Annotated in this window: 19 protein-coding genes; 8 read left to right on the forward strand and 11 right to left on the reverse strand. The window is 67.8% G+C overall.

The features are described from left to right. The 3 genes from glyS to P1U75_RS02790 all read right to left on the reverse strand — a co-directional run. Positions 1 to 2,157: glycine--tRNA ligase subunit beta (gene glyS, locus P1U75_RS02780; protein WP_300239531.1), on the reverse strand; the 2,157-nt coding region annotated here is incomplete at its 3' end. A gap of 75 nt (positions 2,158 to 2,232) precedes the next feature. Then, positions 2,233 to 2,763, reverse strand: a complete 531-nt coding sequence (locus tag P1U75_RS02785) for a DUF6446 family protein (RefSeq protein WP_300239533.1) — start codon at positions 2,761 to 2,763, stop codon at positions 2,233 to 2,235. 25 nt (positions 2,764 to 2,788) lie between these two features. Then, positions 2,789 to 3,718: a glycine--tRNA ligase subunit alpha gene (locus P1U75_RS02790; protein WP_300239536.1), complete on the reverse strand. Its 930-nt coding sequence runs from the start codon at positions 3,716 to 3,718 to the stop codon at positions 2,789 to 2,791. Between the two features lie 168 nt (positions 3,719 to 3,886). On the opposite strand from P1U75_RS02790, the gene P1U75_RS02795 reads away from it, so the two are divergent. After that, positions 3,887 to 5,605, forward strand: a complete 1,719-nt coding sequence (locus P1U75_RS02795; RefSeq protein WP_300239539.1) for a serine protease — start codon at positions 3,887 to 3,889, stop codon at positions 5,603 to 5,605. 172 nt (positions 5,606 to 5,777) lie between these two features. Further along, positions 5,778 to 6,320 (forward strand): DUF4177 domain-containing protein, encoded by a 543-nt coding sequence (locus P1U75_RS02800; protein ID WP_300239541.1) that lies wholly within the window; start codon positions 5,778 to 5,780, stop codon positions 6,318 to 6,320. A 30-nt stretch (positions 6,321 to 6,350) separates the two neighbouring features. Here the strand turns inward: P1U75_RS02800 and P1U75_RS02805 are convergent, their stop codons facing one another. Beyond that, the gene (locus tag P1U75_RS02805) at positions 6,351 to 6,608 is read right to left on the reverse strand and encodes a BolA family protein (protein ID WP_300239544.1); all 258 of its coding nucleotides are present in this window, start codon (positions 6,606 to 6,608) and stop codon (positions 6,351 to 6,353) included. 108 nt (positions 6,609 to 6,716) lie between these two features. Between P1U75_RS02805 and P1U75_RS02810 the strand changes: the two genes are divergently transcribed. Next, positions 6,717 to 7,343: a DnaJ domain-containing protein gene (locus P1U75_RS02810; protein ID WP_300239547.1), complete on the forward strand. Its 627-nt coding sequence runs from the start codon at positions 6,717 to 6,719 to the stop codon at positions 7,341 to 7,343. A gap of 21 nt (positions 7,344 to 7,364) precedes the next feature. Here P1U75_RS02810 and msrB read toward each other — a convergent pair whose 3' ends face one another. Then, on the reverse strand, positions 7,365 to 7,847 hold the full coding sequence (gene msrB / locus P1U75_RS02815) for a peptide-methionine (R)-S-oxide reductase MsrB (protein WP_300239548.1): 483 nt from the start codon (positions 7,845 to 7,847) through the stop codon (positions 7,365 to 7,367). Between the two features lie 222 nt (positions 7,848 to 8,069). On the opposite strand from msrB, the gene cobS reads away from it, so the two are divergent. From cobS to P1U75_RS02840, 5 genes are all read left to right on the forward strand, one after another. Then, the gene (gene cobS / locus P1U75_RS02820; RefSeq protein ID WP_300239551.1) at positions 8,070 to 9,056 is read left to right on the forward strand and encodes a cobaltochelatase subunit CobS; all 987 of its coding nucleotides are present in this window, start codon (positions 8,070 to 8,072) and stop codon (positions 9,054 to 9,056) included. A gap of 132 nt (positions 9,057 to 9,188) precedes the next feature. Beyond that, positions 9,189 to 9,851 (forward strand): aspartate/glutamate racemase family protein, encoded by a 663-nt coding sequence (locus P1U75_RS02825; protein ID WP_300239553.1) that lies wholly within the window; start codon positions 9,189 to 9,191, stop codon positions 9,849 to 9,851. A gap of 152 nt (positions 9,852 to 10,003) precedes the next feature. Then, positions 10,004 to 11,881, forward strand: a complete 1,878-nt coding sequence (gene cobT, locus P1U75_RS02830; protein ID WP_300239556.1) for a cobaltochelatase subunit CobT — start codon at positions 10,004 to 10,006, stop codon at positions 11,879 to 11,881. A 160-nt stretch (positions 11,882 to 12,041) separates the two neighbouring features. Then, positions 12,042 to 13,832 carry an aminopeptidase P family protein gene (locus tag P1U75_RS02835; RefSeq protein ID WP_300239558.1) on the forward strand — a complete coding sequence of 597 codons (1,791 nt, stop codon included), beginning with the start codon at positions 12,042 to 12,044 and terminating at the stop codon, positions 13,830 to 13,832. Between the two features lie 120 nt (positions 13,833 to 13,952). After that, a complete protein-coding gene (locus tag P1U75_RS02840) occupies positions 13,953 to 14,297 on the forward strand; it encodes a DUF427 domain-containing protein (RefSeq protein ID WP_300239560.1) in 345 nt (114 codons plus the stop codon). An 81-nt stretch (positions 14,298 to 14,378) separates the two neighbouring features. Here P1U75_RS02840 and P1U75_RS02845 read toward each other — a convergent pair whose 3' ends face one another. From P1U75_RS02845 to lpxC, 6 genes are all read right to left on the reverse strand, one after another. Continuing rightward, on the reverse strand, positions 14,379 to 15,671 hold the full coding sequence (locus P1U75_RS02845) for a hypothetical protein (protein WP_300239562.1): 1,293 nt from the start codon (positions 15,669 to 15,671) through the stop codon (positions 14,379 to 14,381). Between the two features lie 207 nt (positions 15,672 to 15,878). Next, positions 15,879 to 16,943 carry a calcium-binding protein gene (locus tag P1U75_RS02850; RefSeq protein ID WP_300239564.1) on the reverse strand — a complete coding sequence of 355 codons (1,065 nt, stop codon included), beginning with the start codon at positions 16,941 to 16,943 and terminating at the stop codon, positions 15,879 to 15,881. A 208-nt stretch (positions 16,944 to 17,151) separates the two neighbouring features. Further along, on the reverse strand, positions 17,152 to 18,840 hold the full coding sequence (locus P1U75_RS02855; protein WP_300239629.1) for a chloride channel protein: 1,689 nt from the start codon (positions 18,838 to 18,840) through the stop codon (positions 17,152 to 17,154). Between the two features lie 176 nt (positions 18,841 to 19,016). Next, positions 19,017 to 20,660: a DNA repair protein RecN gene (gene recN, locus P1U75_RS02860; RefSeq protein WP_300239567.1), complete on the reverse strand. Its 1,644-nt coding sequence runs from the start codon at positions 20,658 to 20,660 to the stop codon at positions 19,017 to 19,019. A 36-nt stretch (positions 20,661 to 20,696) separates the two neighbouring features. Continuing rightward, positions 20,697 to 21,539 carry an outer membrane protein assembly factor BamD gene (locus P1U75_RS02865; protein ID WP_300239570.1) on the reverse strand — a complete coding sequence of 281 codons (843 nt, stop codon included), beginning with the start codon at positions 21,537 to 21,539 and terminating at the stop codon, positions 20,697 to 20,699. A gap of 126 nt (positions 21,540 to 21,665) precedes the next feature. Next, positions 21,666 to 22,586 carry a UDP-3-O-acyl-N-acetylglucosamine deacetylase gene (lpxC, locus tag P1U75_RS02870; protein ID WP_300239572.1) on the reverse strand — a complete coding sequence of 307 codons (921 nt, stop codon included), beginning with the start codon at positions 22,584 to 22,586 and terminating at the stop codon, positions 21,666 to 21,668. Positions 22,587 to 22,624: the final 38 nt, after the last annotated feature.

A 22,624-nucleotide genomic window follows, 5' to 3' on the forward strand; every position in this document is an offset into this window, starting at 1 on the left:
GTTGTCGGTGTTGACCTGTACATCCTCAAAAAAGGCGTCGATCGGCCCGCGCAGGGCGGCCATGGCCGCCATCGCCGCGGGGAAATCCTCGGCCTGCAGCGCCGGGGTGATCCTGGCCTGAGCGGCGTCGAGCGCGGCGAAGAGCGCGCGTTCGCTCTCGGCCTCGGCGAACTTGGGATCGGCGCCGAAGGAATATTCCACCCCGTCCTTTTCCTCGGCCTGGGTCAGGATGTTGTGGGCGCGCTTGAAGCCCTGGATCAGGTTCTCGCCGTCCTCGGTGCCCAGCACCGCGCCGAGCGAGGTGGCGCGTTTGACCAGCAGATTCAGATCGTCGTGGCCGGGCATGGCGATGCAGGCGTCGATCACGTCGTGGCGCAGGCCCTGGTCGCGCAGGTAGACCTTGAGCCGGTCCTGCAGGAAGGCCATCAGGTCGGTCGAGAGATCCGGCACCAGGCCGCCGATGCTGCGCAGCAGCGACTGCTCGGAGGTGTCGACCTCGGGGTCGCCCGTGAGCCGGGCCAGCACGGCGCGGAAGGCGGCGCCGAAGACCCCGTGCTCGGCGATCTCGTCGTTGACGTCGCGCAGCGCGGCAAGCTGGCTTTCGTCCGCGTCGCGGTTGAGGTGGATCTTGTGGCGCAGGATCTGGGCGTCGATGTAGCGGTCGAGCGGCAGCCGCAGGTCATTGGCCAGCACCAGCCGGATCACGCCCAGCGCGGCGCGGCGCAGGGCGAAGGGGTCCTTGGAGCCGGTGGGTTTCTCGTCGATGGCCCAGAAGCCGGTCAGCGTGTCGAGCTTGTCGGCCAGCGCCACGGTGACCGAGAGCGGCGCGGTGGGCACGTCGTCGGAGGGGCCCAGCGGCGAGTAATGCTCTTCGGCAACGGCGGCGATGTCCGGGCCGTGACCGGCGGCGGCGATGTAATAGCGGCCCATAACCCCCTGAAGTTCGGGGAATTCATAGACCATTTCCGAGGACAGGTCGGCCTTGGCCAGATCGGCGGCCAGCTGCGCGGCGCCCTTGTCGGCGCCCACGGCAGAGGCCAGTTCGCGGGCCAGCGCGGCGATCCGGCGGATGCGTTCGCCCTGGCTGCCGAGGCGGTTGTGGAAGGTCACGTTTTCCAGCGCGCCGGTCCAGCTGCCAAGATCCGATTTCGCAACGCGCAGATCGTTTTCCCAGAAGAACTTGGCGTCCGACAGCCGCGCCGCCAGCACCTTTTGATTGCCGGCAAGGATGGTCTGCCCGTGATCGGCGGTCTCGCGGTTGGCGACGGTGACGAATTTCACGATGCGCCCCGACTTCGGATCGCGCACCGAGAAGAATTTCTGATGCTCGCGCATCGAGGTCTGCAACACCTCGGGCGGCAGGTCGAGGAAATCCGCGCCAATCTCGCCCATCAGGACCACGGGCCATTCCACCAGCCCCGCCACCTCGGACAGGAGGGCGGCATCCTCGACCACCTCGAGCCCGGCGGCAAAGGCGCCATTGGTGGCGTCGGCCCAGATGTGATCGGCGCGCTCAGCAGGCGAAAGCACCACGTTCGCACGCTTGAGCTTTGCCTCGTAATCATCGAAGGAGGTGACAGAAAACCGGCCCGGCGCCATGAAGCGGTGACCCTCTGTGCTGCCGCCGGCCCTGATCCCGTCCACATCCATCGGCACCACCTGCGCGCCGCTCTCGTCGGTCAGAATGCACAGGATCGAATGCAGCGGACGCACCCAGCGCAGGCTGCCCGCGCCCCAGCGCATCGCCTTGGGCCAGGGGAAATTGCGAATCGTCGCCTCCAGCACCTCGGCGACAATTTCGGCGGCCGGGCGGCCGGGTTTCTCGATGGTGGCGAAATAGACCGCGCCCTTGGGGGTGTCGCGTTCTTCCAGTGCCGCGCGGTCAATCCCCGCGCCGCGCAGGAACCCCTCGACCGCCTTGTCCGGGGCACCGACCTTGGGGCCCTTGCGCTCCTCGCGCAGGGCGGGCGATTCGGCGAGCAGCCCCTCGATGGCCAGCGCCAGCCGGCGCGGGGTCGAGAAGGCGGTGGCGCCGCGATAGGTGAGGCCCGCCTCGACCAGCCCGTCGGTCATCCGCTTTTTCAGATCCTCGCCGGCGCGGACCTGCATACGGGCCGGGATTTCCTCGGAAAACAGTTCGATCAGAAGGTCGGGCATCGGGGATCCTCGGGGGTTCGAGAGAGGCGGTCGGTCAGCGGATACAGGCGGAGGGGCGCGATTGGCAAGGGCGGGTCATCCGCCGGGTTCGGGCCGGGGCGGGCATTCCTCGCCCACCGGGGTGCCGTCATAGGCCTTGTGGCCGCAATCGTTCAGCTCTTCCCAGGCCCAGCCGTGGCCGTCGGGCGCGATGGCGGTGACGCGGTCGACACCGTAGGCGATGTTCTTGCGGGCGAGAAAGACGCGGATCTCTCCGGCCTCGATCCCCTTGCCGATGGCCTCGGCGTCGAAGCAATCGAACCAGCCGGGGGCGACGCGCGGCTCTCCGCCGTCAAGCTCGATGTAGGTGGCCGCGAGATCATCGGCGGACAGACCGGTAGTGAAGCAGGACCGGTAGCGGATCGGCGAACTGTCGGCGTCGATGGCCTGGAAATCGGCATAGGCGATGGGTTCGGACGCCCCGGTCGCGGTGGCGACAAGCTGCACGTCCTGCCCCGGCGTCGGGGTGACGCGGTAGTAATAGCCGTAGACCTGCAGGTAATAGATCGCCCCGCCCGCAATCAGCGCGCAGAGGACGATCAGGGAGGCGATGATCTTGCCGTTCATGAATGGATCTCCGCGCCGGGCGACCTCACGCCGCCGCGCCCCCTGCCTCGGTCAGCACGAAGGCATCGGCGCATTTCGTGGCCAGCGCCCGGACCCGGCCGATATAGGCCTGGCGTTCGGTGACCGAGATCACGCCGCGCGCATCGAGCAGATTAAAGAGGTGGCTGGCCTTGATGCACTGGTCATAGGCCGGGTGCGCCATGATGATCGTCTTGCCGGTCTTGGGATCCTCGTGCGGATGCGAAAGTATCGCCTCGCATTCGGCCTCGGCATCCTCGAAATGGCGCAGGAGCATCTCGGTCTCGGCCACGTCGAAGTTGAAGCGCGAGTATTCCTGTTCGGTCTGGCGGAACACGTCGCCGTATTTCATCGCGATCGGCGCTTGCGGGTCGTTGTAGGGCATGTCCATCACGTGGTCGATGCCCAGCACATACATCGCCAGCCGTTCGAGCCCATAGGTCAGCTCGCCCGAGACCGGCTTGCAGTCATGGCCGCCGACCTGCTGGAAATAGGTGAACTGCGACACTTCCATACCGTCGCACCAGACCTCCCATCCAAGACCCCAGGCGCCCAGTGTCGGGCTTTCCCAGTCATCCTCGACAAAGCGGATGTCGTGCAGGTCCATGTCAATGCCGATCGCCTCGAGGCTGCCGAGATAGAGCGCCTGAAGGTCCGGCGGGCTGGGTTTGATCAGCACCTGGAACTGGTAATAATGCTGCAGCCGATTGGGGTTCTCGCCATAGCGGCCGTCGGTGGGCCGGCGCGAGGGCTGCACATAGGCCGCCGCCCAGGATTTCGAGCCCAGCGCGCGCAGCGTGGTGGCGGGGTGAAAGGTGCCCGCGCCCACCTCCATGTCATAGGGTTGCAGCACGGCGCAGCCCTTGCCCGCCCAGTAGGTTTGCAGGCGCAGGATGATCTCCTGGAAGGAACGCGGGGGCGCGGGTTTGTCAATCATGGCGTGGGTCTTTCCTGTACCGTGCGAGGCGCGCCTTTCCTAGGCCCCCGGCGAACGGGGGTCAACGCGCAACAGGGGGAAATCGGCGGGTTTAAAGGCATGGCCAACGGGCATGTTTCCTGATTATGTGCCAGAAATATTCGAGTTTGCCAGAATAAGAGAGCGATAATGCAACGAGTGTTTGCCGCGTTTGTTTTCCTCACCTTTGCCCTGCTGCGCCCGGCGCTGGCGCAGGAGGCGGCCTGGGTCCAGGTCGAGGCCCATCCCAGCCTGCTCACCGCGCAGCAGCGCGCCAGCCAGTTCGCCGGCCGTCTTGCGGACGTGAACGGGTTCGCCCTGGGCGGCGGCTGGTACGGCATCGCCCTGGGGCCCTATACCCGCCCCGACGCGGAACGGGTGCTGCGGGTCTACCGGCTTCAGGGGCAGATCCCGCAGGACAGTTATGTCGTGGATTCGGGGAATTTCGGCCAGCAGTTCTGGCCGGTCGGCGACAATGCGCTGACCACCCAGGCGCCGCAGACGCAACTGGCGCAGGCCGAGCCGCGGCCCGAACCGGAGCCCGCCGACGAGACCCCGGCGGAGGCGCGGCGTGGCGAGCGGCTGTTGAACGCGGATGAGCGGCGCGCGTTGCAGGTGGCGCTGAAGGCGGCGGGCTTTTATGCCTCGTCGATCGACGGCGCCTTTGGCCGGGGCACGCGGGCGGCGATGTCGGACTGGCAGAGCGCGCGCGGGTATGAGCCCACCGGGGTTCTGACGACGCGCCAGCGGCAGGCGTTGATGGATGAATACAACGCGCCGCTGATCAGTGTCGGCATGCGCGCCCATACCGACGACCGCGCCGGGATCGCGCTGCAGATGCCGATGGGCGCGGTGCGCTTCACAAAATACGAATCCCCCTTTGCCCATTACGACGCCACCGGCGACCTGGGGGTGCGGGTGCTGCTGATCAGCCAGCCAGGCGACCGGGCCACGCTCTATGGTCTGTACGACATCATGCAGACGCTGGAGATCGTCCCCTTGGAGGGGCCACGGTCGCGCGACGGCGACAGCTTTACCCTCGAGGGGCGCGGCCGGGGCATCGTCTCTTACACCCAGGCGGAGCTGAAGGCGGGGCAGATCAAGGGCTTTACCCTGATCTGGCCGGCGGGCGACGAGGATCGCCGCAACCGGGTTCTGACCGAGATGAAGGCCAGTTTCGAGCGGCTGGAAGGGGTGCTCGACCCCGCCGCCGGGGCCGATGCCCCGCAAAGCGTCGATCTGATCTCGGGGCTGACGGTGCGCAAGCCGAAGATGTCCCGCTCGGGCTTCTATATCGACGCCGCCGGCACCGTGCTGACCGCGGCCGAAGCGGTGCAGGGCTGCACACGGATCACGCTGGACCACGATTATCCGGCGCGGGTGGTGGCGCTGGACGAGGGCGCCGGGCTGGCGGTGCTGCGCCCCGAGGTGCCGCTGGCGCCGATGGCGGTGGCGCGGCTGCGTCCGGGCGCGCCGCGGCTGCAAGCGGATGTCGCGGTTTCGGGCTATTCCTATGGCGGGGTGCTGGGCGCGCCGACGCTGACCTTTGGCACCGTGGCCGACCTCAAGGGGTTGCAGGGTGAGGAAGGGCTGACACGGCTGGCGCTTGCGCCGCTGCCGGGGGATGCCGGCGGGCCGGTACTGGACATTGGCGGCGGGGTTCTGGGCCTGCTGCTGCCTGTGCCCGCCGACGGCCAGCGCCTGCCCGACGACGTGAGCTTTGCCGCCGATACCGGGGTGATCCGCGCCATGCTGGCCGAGGCCGGGGTGATGATCGCGGAAGAGGCACTGGCGGGCGCGCCGCTGCCGCCGGACGATTTGAGCAAGCTGGCGCTGGGCATGACCGTGCTGGTGGGCTGCTGGGAGTGAGCACCGCGAAAAGATGACGACCAGACGCCCGGGCGGTTGTGAACGGCCCGGGCGTTTTCATTTCCGCCACCCGGTGCCCGCCCCGTTGCCCTGACGCCGTGGCGCGGCGCAAAGCCCCCTTTTCCCCGCGCGGCAAGCTGTTAGATTGACGCCGATCATCGAAGGGAACCCAATGCCCCGCTATGAATACAAGGTGGTTCCGGCCCCCGCCAAGGGCCGCAAGGCCAAGGGTGTGAAGACGCCCGAGGCGCGCTTTGCGCTGTCGGTCGAGACCGTTCTGAACCAGATGGGCGCCGACGGGTGGGAGTACCTGCGCGCCGAGCTGCTGCCCAGCGACGAGCGCAGCGGGCTGACCGGATCGACCACCCATTGGCGCAACGTTCTGGTGTTCCGGCGCCCGGTGGACCGCGTGGAAGAGTCGTTCCAACCGCGGCTGATCGAGGCGCCGGACCCGGCCGCCGCACCGCTGGTCGCCGCCCCCGACCCCACCGCGCCCGCGCCGCCCGAACCCGGCGCACCGGCGCCCTGGCCGGCCGATCCGGGCGAGCCGCCGCTGCAGGAAACACCGGCGGTGCGGGCGGATGACGACAACGGAGCAGAGGACAACGGGGTAGAGGATACCGAAGACAGCACCGGGCTTGGTGCGGCGCTGACCGCACGGGCCAGGAAGGCGCGGAACGAGGACGGCGGCGGGGACGGCAGCAGCGAAAGCTGAAGCGCCGCCGGATTCCAGCCGTTCCGGGTTCTAGCCGTCGATGTCGAGCGCCAGCGCGTGGATGCGCCCGACCAGATCGGCGCCCAGCGCCGCATGCACCGCGCGGTGCCGTTGCAGCCGGCTTTGCCCGGCAAAGCCCGGCGCGCGGATCGCGACGCGAAAGTGGCTCTCGCCGCCATCGCGATACCCGGCATGGCCGCGATGGCTCTCGCTTTCGTCGATCACCTCCAGCGCGGTCGGCGCGAATGCCTCCCGCAACCGGGTTTCAATTTCGTCACTTACACCCATATTCCGCTCATCCGGCAAAAAAACCGCCGCCCCCTCTTCTATCTCCCGCCACTTAGATTAAACTCTGGCGTCCGAGTCCAGAACGCCCCGTCGCAAAGGAGCAGCGCGATGTCAAAACCGGATCCGTTTGGCTTCGATATGTCCGTATCTTCCGCCAAGAAGCGCAATCCCCGCGGGCGGCGCGGCATGTCGGGGGCGTCGGAAACCTCAACCCGTGTCTGCGCTCACGAAGGGTGCAAGGAGGCCGGTAAGTTCCGCGCGCCCAAGGCGCCGGACGTGTTGGACGACTACCTGTGGTTCTGCCAGCAGCATGTGCGCGAGTATAACCAGAAGTGGAACTTCTTCGAGGGCACCACCGAGGCCGAGCTGAACGCGCAGCAGAGCAAGGACAAGGTGTGGGAGCGCGCCACCCGCCCGATGGGCGACCCGGAGGCGCGGGCCTGGGCCCGGCTGGGGATCGAGGACCCGCACCAGGTGCTGGGCCAGAACGCCACCCAGAACCCCGGACGCGGACAGGCCAAGAGCCGCCGCCTGCCGCCGACCGAACGCCGTGCGATCGAGATCCTGGAGGCCAAGGACGGCTGGACCAAGACCGAGGTGCGGCGCGCCTACAAGAAGCTGATCAAGGTGCTGCACCCGGACATGAACGGCGGCGACCGCAGCCAGGAAGAGCAGCTGCAGGAGGTGGTCTGGGCCTGGGACCAGATCAAGGAAAGCCGCAACTTCAAGGACTGAGGGCGGCGCGGAGCGCGGGCGTCAGGCCGGTTTGAACACCAGGCTCACCCCGTTGATGCAGTGGCGTTTGCCGGTGGGCGCGGGGCCGTCGTTGAAGACATGGCCCAGGTGGCTGCCGCAGCGGCGGCAGTGGCATTCGGTGCGCACCATCAGAAGCCTGCGGTCGCGCCGGGTGCCGATGGCGTCGGGCAGGCCTTGATAGAAGCTGGGCCAGCCGGTGCCGCTGTCGAACTTGTGATCGGAGGAATAGAGCGGCAGGTCGCAGCCCCGGCAGTGGTAGAGGCCGGGGTCGTAGGTCTTGTCGAGCGGCGAGGTGAAGGCGCGTTCGGTGGCCTCCTCGCGCATCACCGCATATTGCAGATCGGTGAGCATGGCGCGCCATTCGGCCTCGGTCCGGGTGATCTCGAAGACCTCTTCGGCGGCGGGGGCACGATCGGCCCGCAGCAGGGCGAGGCCTCCGGCCGCGGCGGCGGCGGTGACGGTCAGGAAGGTTCGGCGGTGCATGGCGGGTTCCTTTCGGCCTGCGGGATGGCGGCGCGTTAGGCCAAACATAGGCCATTCCGCCCCGCCCCGCGCATCAAACCGGCGTGAGCACCGCCCCCGCGCATCCCCCCGGCGCGCGCGGCGGGGGGACGCGGGGTTTCGCCGCCGCAAGCCTTCCCCTTGCCTCTGCCCGCGATATGATGCACCAGAGTGCGAACACGATGAGGGATCAAGGACTGGCAGATGGCGGACGGCACGATGGATTATGGCACGAAACCCACCGAGAGCATCTCGGTCCGCGATGTGTTCGGCATCGACACGGACATGACGGTAAAGGGCTTTGCCGAACGTGGCGACCGCGTGCCCGAGATCGACACCACCTACAAGTTCGATCCCGATACCACGCTGGCGATCCTGGCCGGGTTCTCCCACAATCGCCGGGTGATGATCCAGGGCTATCACGGGACCGGCAAATCGACCCATATCGAACAGGTCGCCGCCCGGCTGAACTGGCCCGCCGTGCGGGTCAACCTGGACAGCCACATCAGCCGGATCGACCTGATCGGCAAGGATGCGATCAAGCTGCGTGACGGCAAGCAGGTGACCGAGTTTCACGAGGGCATTCTGCCCTGGGCGCTGCGCAACCCGGTGGCCATCGTGTTCGACGAATACGACGCGGGCCGCGCCGACGTGATGTTCGTGATCCAGCGGGTGCTGGAACATGACGGCAAGCTGACCCTTCTGGACCAGAACGAGATCATCACGCCGCATCCCTGTTTCCGCCTGTTCGCCACCGCCAACACGGTCGGTCTGGGCGATACCACGGGCCTTTATCACGGGGTGCAGCAGATCAACCAGGCGCAGATGGACCGCTGGTCGATGGTGGCGACGCTGAACTATCTCAGCCATGACGCCGAAACCATGATCGTGCTGGGCAAGGCGCCGCATTTCAACTCCGAGAAGGGCCGCAAGACCATCGGCCATATGGTGACGGTGGCCGACCTGACGCGGACCGCATTCATGAACGGCGATCTTTCCACGGTGATGAGCCCGCGGACGGTGATCAACTGGGCCTGGAATGCCGAGATCTTCCGCGATGTCGGCTATGCCTTCCGGCTGACCTTCCTCAACAAATGCGACGAGTTGGAGCGCCAGACGGTGGCGGAATTCTACCAGCGCTGCTTTGACGAGGAACTGCCGGAAAGCGCGGCGAGCACCGCTCTGGTGTAACGCCCGGTCGAGGGACACGGACAAGATGGGCGCGGGCCGGGGACGGTCGGCGCCCTTTTTCTGTGCGGCCCTGCGCTTGCGGTTTGGCGTGGGTTGCCCCTAGGCTGGCGCGGCACGAGAAGGAGCTTTCCCATGCATATCGGCCTGATCGGGGGCATCGGCCCGGCGGCGACGGTGGAGTATTATCAGCGGCTGGTGGCGGGGTTCCGCGGGCTGGGAAAACCGCTGGAGCTGACCATCGCGCACGCGGATGTGACCACGCTGGCCGCCAATGCCGGTGCAGACGACCGCGCCGCGCAGGCGCGGGTCTATGCGAACCACCTTGAGCAGTTGAAGGGCGCCGGGGCCGATGTGGGCTCGATCACCTCGCTTGGCGGGCATTTCTGCTATGCCGAAACGCAGGCGATCAGCCCGCTGCCGCTGATCAGCGCGGTGACCCCGGTCGATGGCTATTGCGCCGCGCAGGGGTTGGGCTGTGTCGGGTTGATGGGCACCCGGCAGGTGACCACCAGCGGACTTTACGGGCAGATGCCGACCACCCGCACATTGGCCCCCGCCGACCCCGAGGCGGTGCACGAGGCCTATGTGCAAAGCGCCCTGTCGGGCCTCTGCACCGAGGACCAGCGCGCGCTGTTCTTTGCCGCCGGGCAGGAGATGATGGACCGCGGCGCGCAGGCAGTGGTTCTGGCGGGGACCGATCTCGGCCTTGCGTTTTACGGGTATGAACCGGGATTCCCGGTGGTCGATGGGCTGCAAGTGCATGTGGATCACCTGATCGCGCTCGCGACCGGCTGACGCCGGAATCCGGGTGGTACGGTCGCGGATCGAAGCCCGCCGGGACAGGGTATCGCCCGGCCTGCGGGCCGGAATCCGCCGCCCCCCTATGGTCAAGGCTGGCGAATGGCTCTAGGTTGCGCGGATATGCAAGCGACCGGACAAGACCCCGCATGAGCAAACCCTCCGACAACCCCGCCGATCCGTTCAAGAAGGCGCTGGCCGAGGCCACCAAGGTGATGGCCGACGACCCCGAACTGACCGTGAGCTACACGGTCGATCCCTCGGGGCTGTCGGGCGACTCGATGCGGCTGCCGCAGGTCAGCCGCCGGATGACCCGCGCCGAGGTGCTGCTGGCGCGCGGCACGGCGGATGCGCTGGCGCTGCACCGCAAGTACCATGACGAGGCGGTGCACAGCCGCTATTCCCCGCCCGGCGACATGGCGCGCGATCTCTATGAGGCGATGGAGACCGCCCGGTGCGAGGCGATGGGCGCGCGCGACATGCCCGGCACCGCCGGCAATATCGACGCCAAGATCGGCAATGAGGCGCTGCGGCGCGGCTATGACAGCATGACCGAGGCCTCGGAGGCGCCGCTGCCTGCCGCCGCCGGCTACCTGATCCGGCACCTGGCGACGGGGCGGCCGATGCCCGCCGGCGCGCAGAACGTGATGGAGTTGTGGCGCGGCTTCATCGAACAGCAGGCCGGCGGCACGCTGGAGGATCTGCAGGACAAGCTTTCGGACCAGTCGGAATTCGCCCGTTTTGCCCGCAAGATCATCAGCGACCTGGGCTATGGCGACCAGCTGGGCGAGGATCCCGACCAGCAGGATCAGGACCAGCAGGACGAGGCCGAGGAAGACGCCGAGGAACAGGCCGATCCCGACAGCGCCGGACAGGAGGACGACGACGAACAGGCCGCCGACGCCGACCCCGAGCAGAGCCAGGACGACCAGGACGATCAGGCCCAGGCCCAGGTCAGCATGGACGACAGCGCCGAGGAGGAGATGGGCGACGAGGCCGAGATGCCCGAGGGCGAGGCCCCGCTGGAGCCGCCCGCGCCGCCGCCGCCGTCCGAGGCCGACCCCGATTACCGGGTCTACCTGGCCACCCATGACGAGGAGATCGCCGCCGAGGATCTGGCCGAACCGGTCGAGCTGGAGCGGTTGCGCGCCTATCTCGACCAGCAGCTGGACCCGCTGAAGGGCGCGGTCGGACGGCTGGCCAACAAGCTGCAGCGGCGGCTTCAGGCGCAGCAGAACCGCAGCTGGGAGTTCGACCTGGAGGAAGGCACGCTGGATGCCGGACGGCTGGCCCGCGTGGTGGCCAACCCGACCACCCCGCTGAGTTTCAAGCGCGAGAAGGACACCGAGTTCCGCGACACGGTGGTGACGCTGCTGCTGGACAATTCCGGCTCGATGCGCGGGCGGCCGATCTCGATCGCGGCGATCTGCGCCGACGTGCTCGCACGCACGCTGGAGCGCTGCCAGGTCAAGGTCGAGATCCTCGGCTTCACCACCCGCGCCTGGAAGGGCGGGCAGGCGCGCGAGGCCTGGCTGAACGATGGCCGGCCGCAACAGCCGGGGCGGCTGAACGACCTGCGCCACATCATCTACAAGAGCGCGGATGCGCCCTGGCGCCGGGTGCGCGACAACCTCGGGCTGATGATGAAAGAGGGGCTGCTGAAAGAGAACATCGACGGCGAGGCGCTGGAATGGGCGCATCGGCGCATGGTCGGGCGGCGCGAGCAGCGCAAGATCCTGATGGTGATCTCGGACGGCGCGCCGGTGGATGATTCCACGCTCAGCGTGAACCCGGCCAATTACCTTGAAAAGCACCTGCGCGACGTGATCGCCATGGTCGAGAAGCGCAAGATGGTGGAACTGCTCGCGATCGGCATCGGCCATGACGTGACGCGCTATTACGACCGGGCGGTGACGATCACCGATGTGGATCAGCTGGCCGGCGCAATGACAGAACAACTCGCCGCGTTGTTCGACAGCGATCCGCGCGCGCGGGCGCGGATCATGGGGATCAAGAAGGCCAGCTGAGGCTGGCCTGCCTCCGGCGGGAGTATTTCGCAACGAGAAGAAGGCAAACGGATGCGCCGCGTCCGGCAGGACGTCACGCATCCCTGCCCTGCCCTTGCCAGTCGGGCCGGCTGCGGCCATGATCCGCGCCGCAGGCAGGATGAAACCGGCAGGAGGCCCCATGTTCCAGACATTCGACGTGACCGCGCGCCCGGACCAGGGGCCGCCGCGGCTGGCGCTCTTGCGGGCAGAGCTGGAGACCGAGGGGCTGGACGGGTTCCTTGTCCCCCGCGCCGATGCGCACCAGGGCGAATATGTCGCCGAGCACGACGCGCGGCTGGCCTGGCTGACCGGGTTCACCGGATCCGCCGGGTTCTGCGCCGCGCTGCGGGACGTGGCCGGTGTCTTCATCGACGGGCGCTACCGGACCCAGGTGAAACGGCAGGTGGCGCAGGAGTTCACCCCGGTGCCCTGGCCTGAGGTGCAGCTTTCCGACTGGCTGCGCGAGCAGCTGCCGCAGGGCGGGCGCGTGGGCTTTGACCCCTGGCTGCACACGGTGGCGGAGATCACCCGGACAAGCGAGGCGCTGGAGGGATCGGGCATAGAGCTGGTTCGCTGCGAGAACCTGGTGGACCGGATCTGGGCGGATCAGCCGCCGGCGCCGATGCAGCCGGTGAAACCGCATCCGCTTGAATTTTCGGGCGAATCTTCCGCCTCGAAATGCGCGCGTCTGGCCGAGGGGTTGCGCGCGGCAGGTCACCGGGCCGCCGCGATCACCCTGCCGGATTCGATCATGTGGTTGCTGAACATCCGCGGCGCCGACATCCCGCGCAACCCGGTGGCGCACGGCTTTGCCATCCTGCACGACGATGGGCGGGTGGATCTGTTCATGGCGGCCGGGAAGCTGAAGGATCTGGGCGATCACCTGGGCGAGGGCGTGACGGTGGCGGAGCCGGCGGATTTCCTCGACCGGCTGGCGGCGCTGGAGGGGCCGGTGCGGCTCGACAAATCGACCGCGCCGCAGCGGCCGGCCGATGTGCTGGGCGACAAGGCAGCCTTTGGGGCCGAGCCCTGCGCCCTGCCCAAGGCGCGCAAGAACGCGGCCGAAATCGAGGGCGCGGCCGAGGCACATCTGCGCGACGGGGCGGCGATGGCGGAGCTTTTGTGCTGGCTCGACGCGCAGGCCCCCGGCAGCCTGAGCGAGATCGACGTGGTGACCCGGCTGGAGGACTGCCGCCGCCGCGACAATGCGCTGCAGGACATCTCTTTCGAGACCATCGCGGGCACCGGGCCGAACGGCGCGGTGATGCATTACCGCGTGACCGAGGAGAGCGACAGCCGGTTGGAGGAGGGGCATCTTCTGGTGCTGGACAGCGGCGGGCAGTACCTTGACGGGACAACCGACATCACCCGCACCATCGGAATCGGCACGGTGGGCGCCGAGGAGCGCGCCGCCTTTACCCGCGTGTTGCAGGGCATGATCGCGATGTCGCGGCTGCGCTGGCCCAGGGGGCTCGCCGGGCAGCATATCGAGGCCATCGGGCGGATGCCGCTGTGGCTGGCGCATCAGGATTTCAACCACGGGCTCGGCCATGGCGTCGGCGCCTATCTGAGCGTGCACGAGGGGCCGCAGCGGCTGAGCCGGATCAGCGACGTGCCGCTGGAGCCGGGGATGATCCTGTCGAACGAGCCGGGCTATTACCGCGAGGGCGCCTTTGGCATCCGCATCGAGAACCTGATCGTGGTGCAGCAGGCCGCCCCCCTGCCCGGCGGCGATCCCGAACGCGAGATGCTGTGCTGGCGCACGCTGACCTTTGCGCCGATCGACCGGCGGCTGATTGTCGCGGAGATGCTGACAGGGGAGGAACGGGCCTGGCTGAACGCCTATCATGCGCAGGTCGCCAAAAAGATCGGCCCGAGGGTAAGCCCGGCGGCGCGGGCCTGGCTGGAGGAGGCCACCGCCCCTTTTTGACGCTTGCGAGAGAGGACGTAACGGACCCTTCGCGTGCAAGGCGTGGCGGGAGTGACACCGGCATGTTACAAAGCGCGGCCAATCAAAGAGACGAACGGGAACACAGGGGAAGGACGACAGATGGCTGAGCATATCAGGATTCGCAGGGCACCGGGGCTCTGGACGGTGCGCTCCGGCGGGGCGGTGCTGGGCGAGACGAGCAACGCGCTGGAGCTGAGCGAGGGCGACCTGGCCCCGGTGATCTATTTCCCGCGGGCGGATATCGCAATGGCCTTTCTCGACCGCACCGAGAAAGTGACCCATTGCCCGCACAAGGGCGACGCGCATTACTATTCCATCGTCAACAAATCCTCGGTGGCGGAGAACGTCGCCTGGACCTACGAGGATCCGCTGGAGGCGGTGGCCGAGATCAAGGATCACCTGGCCTTTTACACCGGCGAGAACGTGAAGGTGGAGCAGATCTGAGCCGTCAGGCAGCGCCGCGCAAGGTTTCAACGCCCCGGCCATCGCCGGGGCGTCATCGTTTGCCGGGGCGGCGTCAGGCGCTCAGGAATAGGGCAGCAGCCAGCCGGTGGCGGCCTCGAGCGCGACGACGGTGATGTCGTGGAGTTGGACCAGATCTTCGCCACCGGTGGCGAGGATCGTTCCGGTACCGGCGCCATCGGCCCTCAGCGTCAGCGCGTCGGAGAGATCCTCGGTCCGCCAGAAGATATGCTCCAACTGGTCGCGATCCCCGAGGTGGGCGGATCCCTCCTCCACCGGGTTGCCGGGGGTAAGGTTCGAAAACAGCGACAGCGTATCGCCCTCGCCCGGGTTGAAATCGAGGATCTCGGCGATGCCCTTGCCGGGCTGCATCCCCAGCACGAATGCGTCGGCGCCGGAACCGCCGGTCAGCTCGTCGTGATTGTCGGCCAGGAAACTGTCGTCGCCGGTGCCGCCGAACAGGCGGTCGGAGGGCGCGGCGGAGGACACGACGACCCCTGAGAAAAGGAAATCGTCGCCGCCGCCACCGCGCAAGACGGTATCGTTGCCCCACCGGTCGTATAGCTCGTCGCCGCCGCTGCCGCCCCTGAGGATTCCGCCGCCGATCAGCAGGTCCGCGCCGTGGCCGCCCAGCAACCGATCCTCGCTGTTGCCGGACAGACTGTCCTTGCCGCCGTCGCCGCGCAGCAGGTTGATCCCCTCGCCGCCGACCAGCTCATCGCGGCCGGCGCCGCCCCGGATCACGTCATCGCCGCGCATGCCATGGATGTAATCGTTCCCGGCTCCGCCCCAGAGGCTGTCGTTGCCATCACCCCCGCGCAGATCGCCGTCGCCGGCCTGCCCACGCAGGCGGTCGTCGCCCTGGCCGCCATCGAGGGCATCGGCCCCCTTTCCACCGAGTAGGCGATCGGTGCCGTCGTCGCCCGCCAGACTGTCGGCGCCGATGCCGCCCTTGAGAAGGTCGTCGCCCAGGTCGCCGGTGAGGACATCGGCGCCGTCGTCGCCAAACAGCCGGTCGGCGCCGTCATGGCCCCAGATCGTGTCGTTGCCATAGCCGCCCTCGGCGTAATCGTCGCCGGGACCGGAGGACAGGATATCGGCGCCCAGGTGACCGCGCAGCGTGTCGTTCCCGCCGGCGCCGTTCAGGAAATCGTCGCCAGCCCAGCCACGCAGGCTGTCGTCCCCGCCGTAGCCGCGCAGCTCGTCGTCGCCGTCCCGGCCACTCAGCTCATCCTCGCCGCCGGTGCCGTTAAGCAGGTCGTCCGCATCGGTTCCGATCCCCACGTAGGGGCCCGCGGCGGGGACGGGAAACAAGTCAAGATCAATGATCGGCGCGCGGCGGGACAACAGCGGCATGGGCAGGGTCCTTTTGCCGGATGTGACGGTTGAGCCGGCCGACGCCAAGCAGGCCCGTTTTGCACATCTTTAGGGTGATTTTCAAAAAATTCCCCTCAATGCCAGGATGAGTGCGCCGAGACACGTGTCCAAATAGAAACAATCCCGACCATTGGACGGGATTGTTTCTGTCTGTCATCAATGTCGCGGAAATGTCGCCGCGCGGGGTCAGGCGCTGGGCAGGAGCCAGTCGCTGGCGGCGTCCAGCTCCACCACGGTGACGCCGGTGATCAGCGCCACCGCCGTGCCGTCGTAGGACACCACGGCGCCGTCCGCGCTGTCGGCCAGGGTCACGTCATCGGCCAGGTCTGTCGCGGTGAAGCCCTTGCCGGCGGTATCGAAGAGGCTCAGGGTCTCGTCGCGGTCGAGGTTGAAATCGGCGATCTCCAACACTGCGCCGCCGGTTTTCACGTAGACGAAGAAGTCATCGCTGCCAGCGCCGCCGATCAGCCTGTCGCCGTCGTCGCCGCTCAGCGCATCGTTGCCGCGGTTGCCGCGCAGTACGTCCGAGGCACCGAGGACTGTATCCACCGCGTTCAGGTCGTCGCGCCCCTTGCCGCCGAACAGCTTGTCGACGCCGTAGCGGTCGCTGAGAATATCGGCCCCGTTGTCACCGCGCAGGGTGTCATTGCCCACGCCGCCGCGCAGGGTGTCGTCGCCCTGCCCACCGCTCAGGGTGTCGTTTCCGTCGTCCCCGGAGAGCGTGTCGTTGCCAGTATTGCCGTTCAACTCGTCATCGCCGTCGCGGCCCGACAGCGTGTCGTTGTCGGCATTGCCGAACAGGCGATCGTTGCCCGGACCGCCGTCGAGAATATCGTTGGCGTCACCGCCGGACAGGAAATCGTCGCCGTCGTTGCCAAACAGCTGGTCGGCGAAGAACTCGCCATAGAGCCGGTCGTTGCCGCCATGGCCGACCAGCCGGTCCTGCCCGTAGCCGCCCCAGAGGATGTCGTCGCCGGGCCCGGCAAGCAGGGTGTCGTCGCCCAGGTGCCCGCGCAGCTCGTCGTCGCCGCCGGCGCTGCGCAGCACGTCGTCGCCATTGCCGCCGCGCAGGCTGTCGTTGCCGCCGAAACTGCGGATCTCGTCGTCTCCGTCGCCACCGTTCATCTGGTCATCGGCGCCGGTTCCGATCATCTCGTCGTCACCGTCCGTACCGGTGAACTTGGCTGCGGCCTCTTCCCCGAAGGTAAAGGTAACGGACTGGGGGAGCGGGGAAAAAACGGGATTGGTCATGAAATCTCTCCTGAGTTGCGTCATCGGGACGTCGCTCTCGTTAACCGAATGCTAACTTCTTGGTAACAAATCATTAACGATTATTAACGGATTCGCCGGGGTCAGCTAGGAAATTCGCCCGGGGCGCGGGAAACCGCCGGATCGCATGGCGACATTGCCGGGTCCGTGGAAACGGTCCCTGACAGGGGTGTCCATTGTTTCTGAATTTTCAGGAATGCTCTTCCGCCGCCGTCGTCGCCAGGGCGCGGTTGTACGCCTTGAGCGCATCGACCTGGTACAGCGCACCGAGAATCTCGGGCGGCGTCTCGCCCGCGCTGCGCAGGATCACCGGCAGGAAGTCCACCTCGGCGCGGTCGAAGATCGGCATCGCCGCCTCCAGCGTGGCGCTGGCCTCGATGCAGAGCCCCTGCTCGACCATCTCGCGGCATGGCCCCTCGTCGGCGCAGCGGGGGTCGGAGGCCGGGCGCATCACCGCGCCGGCGCGCAGCATCGCCAGGAGGTAGGCCTGGGGCCCGGCAGCCAGGTGGATGCCGCGCCGCTCCAGCTGGGTCAGAAAGAAGGAACGGTCGACCAGCCGGGAGGCCAGCGCGGTCGAGAGGCTGACCGAGGCCATCACCGCGATCCCGGTCTGCCAGTCGCCGGTCAGTTCGAACACGATCATGGTGGTCGAGATCGGCGCCCCCAGAACCGCCGCCGCCACCGCCCCCATGCCGGCGAGCGCATAGAGCGTGTGGGTGCCCGAAACCTCGGGCAGCAACCCGGTGGCGACCAGCCCGAAGGCCAGCCCGGTCAGCGCGCCGACCATCAGTGACGGCGAGAATACCCCTCCACCCATGCGCCCGCCAAAGGTGATCGAGACCGCAACTGCCTTGATCACCGCGAAGACCACCGCGTCGCGCAGGGTGAAGACCCCGGAAAGCGCCAGGCTGGTGGTCTCGTAGCCGACGCCGATGATATGCGGAAAGAAGATCGCCAGCGCCCCCAGCAGCCCCCCGGCCACCGCCGGGCGCAGCCAGCGCGGCAGGCCGATGCGGGCCTGAAGGTGGCAGCCGATGTCCTCGGCAAAGAAGATGCCGCGCATCAACATCGCCGCGACCCCCCCGCAGATCAGGCCCAGGATCAGGAAGGCGGGCAGCTCGACATAGAATTGCAGCGCGCCAGGTGAGGCCAGGACAAACTCGGTGACATTACCATATTCCAGCCGATTGATTACCGTGCCCGCGATCGAGGCGATGACGATCGGGGCAAAGGCGTGCACCGCGAAATGGCGCAGCACCACCTCGAGCGCAAAGAGCGCCCCGGCGATGGGCGCGTTGAAACTGGCCGAGACGGCGGCGGCCACGGCGCAGCCCAGCAGATCGCGCCCGGTGATGCCGTCGGCGTCGATGCGGGTGCAGATCCAGGTCGAGATCACGCCCGCCAGATGCACCACCGGCCCCTCGCGCCCCGAGGAGCCGCCGGAGCTGAGGGTGATCAGCGAGGCCGCCATCGAGGCCAGCCCGGCCCGGGTTTCGACCCGCCCGTCACTGGTCGCGGCCCCTTCGATCACATCGGCGACCGCGCGCACCCGCCCGTCAGGGGTGAAACGGTGCAAGATGAGCCCCACGATCAACCCCCCGGCAACCGGAATCAGCAGGATCCAGTACCACGGCAGGTGTTCGGCATAGGTGTGCAGGCGCTGCACGTCCTCGGTGCCATAAAGCCAGGCCTGCAGCAGCTCGATCCCCTTGCGGAACCCCAGGGCGGCAAATCCGGCGGCGACGCCGATGGCCAGGGCGATGAACCAGAACTGGATCTGGCTGGGGCCGCGATGACGCAGCACATGCCAGCCGTCGCGGCAGGCGGTCACGGCCTGGTCGAACTGCTGGACGAGGATCGGGCGGCGGGGTTGGACCATCATGTGCCTTCGCTGGCGTCCCCCCCTGTTTAGGACAATGCGCGCGCGGCGAAAAGGCATCTGCAGACGGCACCGGGGCGGCTGCTGTGGAAAAACCCGGATTCGCGTGCCGGGCCGACAGGTTGCGCTGTGGAAATGATCCGATCTTTGAGGCGACGGCGGGCGACCCCGCGGCCTCAGGCCTCGAGCAGCGCCCGGGCCGCCGCCCGCGCCTCGTCGGTGATGGTATCGCCAGCCACCATGCGCGCGATCTCGTCGATGCGCGCGGCACGGGGCAGCGGGGTCACGGTGGAGAGCGTCACCCCCTCGGCGACCCGTTTCTCGACCCGCCAGTGATGCGCGCCGCGGGCGGCCACCTGCGGCGAATGGGTGACCACCAGGACCTGCCCGCCCGAGGCCAGCGCAGCCAGCCTGCGGCCGACCGCATCGGCGGTCGCGCCGCCGACACCGCGGTCGATCTCGTCGAAGATCATGGTCACGCCGCTGTCGCTGCCGCGCAGGCAGACCTTGAGCGCCAGCAGAAAGCGGCTGAGCTCGCCGCCGGAGGCGATCTTGTTCAGCGGGCCCGCAGGCGCACCGGGGTTGGTGGCCACGGTAAAGGCGACCGCATCGGTGCCCTCCGGCCCCGGTTCGGCGGGCGACAGGTGGGTTTCGAACACCGCGCGCTCCATCTTCAGCGGCGCCAGTTCCGCCATCACCGCCGCGTCGAGCCTTTGCGCGGCCTCTCTGCGGGCCGCACCAAGTGCCCCGGCGGCGGCGTCATAGGCCGCCTGCGCCGCCTCAAGCGCGGCGCGCTTGTCCTCCAGGTCGCTCTCGCCGGCATCCAGCGCCGCCAGCCGCGCGCGCAACGTGTCGGCAAATCCCGCCAGATCATCCGGTTGCACCCCGTGCTTGCGCGCCTGCGCGCGGATCTCAAAGAGCCGCTCCTCGGCCTGTTCCAGATCGGCCGGGCTGAACTCCAGCGCCGACAGGCAGCGCTCCACCCCGTCCTGCGCCTCGCCCAGTTCGATCATCGCCCGGCCAAGCGCGGCGATCGGCGCCTCCAGCGCCTCGCCCGCCTCTTGCGTCACCCCTTCGAGCCAGCGCAGCGCCTCGGCCATCGTGCCCTCGGCCCCGTTACCGCCCAGCAGCGCAAAGGCGCGGGCCACGTCGTCGCGGATCCGCTCGGCGCCCTGCATCCGGCGGCGGGCGGCGTCGAGATCGGCGTCCTCGCCCGGCTGCGGTGCAAGCTGGTCCAGTTCCTCGACCGAATGGCGTAGGAAATCCTCTTCCGCGCGCACCGCCTCCAGCGCCGCCCGGGTTTCCTCCACCGCCTTTCTCACCGCCTGGAGCGCACGCCAGGCGGCGCGCACGCCGGCCACGTCGAGACCGGCGAAGGCGTCCAGCATGGCGCGGTGGCCGCGCGGGTTCAGCAAACCGCGATCATCCTGCTGGCCGTGCAGTTCCACCAGCGTGTCGGACAGCGCGCGCAGCACCTCGCCGGAGCAGCGCCGGTCGTTGACCCAGGCGGTCTTGCGGCCATCCACCGTGTTGATCCGGCGCAGGATCAACTCGTCCGCCACCGGCAGACCGGCCTCATCCAGCACCGCGCGGGCGGCATGGCCGGGGGCCAGTTCGAACACCGCCGTCACTTCGCCCTGATCGGCGCCCTGGCGCACCAGCGCGGCGCGGCCGCGCCAGCCCAGCACGAAGCCCAGCGAATCGAGCAGGATCGACTTGCCCGCGCCAGTTTCGCCGGTCAGCACGTTCAGCCCCGGCTGGAACGCAAGCTCCAGCCGGTCGATGATCAGCATGTCTCGGATGTCAAGCGAGCGCAGCATCGCCCCTGCCCCATTTCCGGATGGACCGCATCGGGCTCAGAGCCATTGCCCCTTGACCGACTGGCGGTAGATCTGGCTGAGCCAGTTGTTGCCGATGCTGCGCATCTTCAGACCGCGTTCGGTCAGCAGCTTGTAGCTGTCCTCGTACCACTCCGAGCCCTGGTAGTTGTAGCCCAGGATCGCGCCGGCGGTCTGTGCCTCGTCGGTGAGACCCAGCGACAGATAGGCCTCGACCAGACGATGCAGCGCCTCGGCGGTATGGGTGGTGGTCTGGAAATCCTCAACCACAACGCGGAACCGGTTGACCGCCGAGGAAAAATGCTTCTTGCGCAGGTAATAGCGGCCGACCTCCATCTCCTTCGCCGCGAGGTGGTCGAAGGCGAGGTCGAATTTCAGCATCGCGGGCGTCGCGTATTCGCTGTCGGGATAAACCTCGATCACGGTGCGCAGCGCCTGCAGCGCCTGGAACGTCAGGCCCTGGTCGCGGCCGACCTCGTCGATCTGGTCGTAATAGCTCAGTGCCAGCAGGTACTGGGCATAGGCGGCGTCCTCGTCGGTGGGATAGAAATCGATGTAGCGCTGCGCGGCGGCCCGGCTTTCGGGATAATCCTGCCCCTTGTGATTCGAGAAGGCCTGCATGATCAGGGCCCGCTTGGCCCAGGAGGAATAGGGATACATCCGCTCGATCTCGGAAAAATACCAGGCCGCGTCGCCGGTGCGTCCGCGGGTCAGTTCGAATTCTCCGCGTTCGTAGATCTGGTCCGGCGTGAACCCGTCGAGGTTCTGCGACCTGTCCACAGGTCCGCTGCCGCAAGCGGCCAGAACCGCCATCAGAATGAACGCCCCGATGACTCTGATTCCCGACCTGCCGCCGATCATGCTTGCCAATCCTCACCGATCTTGCCGGGCATTCCGCCCGTTTGGGCATCGGTCTAGCACAATAATTTCCGGTGCAAAACGCCTTAAAACGCCCCCGGTCAATGGCCCTGGCGGCAGGCCGCGCGCTCAGGCGACCTGGGGGATCTCGTGCAACGCCAGCCCCTTGCCGGGCAGCCGCGCGGAGATGCTCGGATCGCACAGGACCGGGCGCACCGCATCGGGCGCGGCAAAGAGCGCGCGCAGCAGCGCGTTGGTCAGCGTGTGGCCCGCACGCTCGCCGGTGTAGTGGCCCAGCAGCGGCCCCCCGGCCAACGCCAGATCGCCGAGCGCATCGAGCATCTTGTGGCGGACCGCCTCGTCGCGGTGACGCAGCCCGCCCGGAGTCAGGATGGTGTCGCCATCGACAACCACGGCGTTTTCCAGCGTACCGCCAAGCCCGAGCCCGTTCTCGTGCATGCGCTGGACATCGTCGTAGCGGCAGAAGGTGCGGCTGTCGCAAAGCTCGCGCGCGAAAGACCCGTTGCCCATGTCCAGCCGCTTGCTCTGGCGGCCGATGGCGGCATCGGCGAAGTCGATGTGAAATTCGATGATCAGGCGATCGGCCGGGGCCAGGGTCGCGCGGGCGCCGTCGCGTTCGACCGTGACCGGCCGAAGCACCTGGTAAGCGAGGATGGGCTCAAGCTGTCCACGCAGGCCGCGCGCCATGATGCCGCGCACGAAGGGGGCAGCGGAGCCGTCGAGGATCGGAGCCTCGGGCCCGTCGATCTCGATCAGCGCATTGTGCACGCCGCAGCCCGCCAGCGCGGCCATGACATGTTCGACGGTGGAAACCGAAACACCGGCGGCGTTGACCAGCCGGGTACAGAGCGGGGTCTGTTCGGCGGCATGGTAGAGCGCCGGGATCATTGTATCGCCGAGCGCGATATCGATCCGCTTGAACCAGATGCCGCTGCCGGCAGCGGCCGGGCGGATCACCATTCTGACCGGTTTGCCCGAATGCAGGCCGACCCCGGTGAAGGTGACTGGCGTTCTCAGCGTATGTTGCAAAAGCGGCCTCTCAGCGTGGCTCCGGCCATCCCCAGTGC

It is taken from the genome of Antarcticimicrobium sp., assembly GCF_029212575.1.
Lineage (GTDB): Bacteria > Pseudomonadota > Alphaproteobacteria > Rhodobacterales > Rhodobacteraceae > Antarcticimicrobium.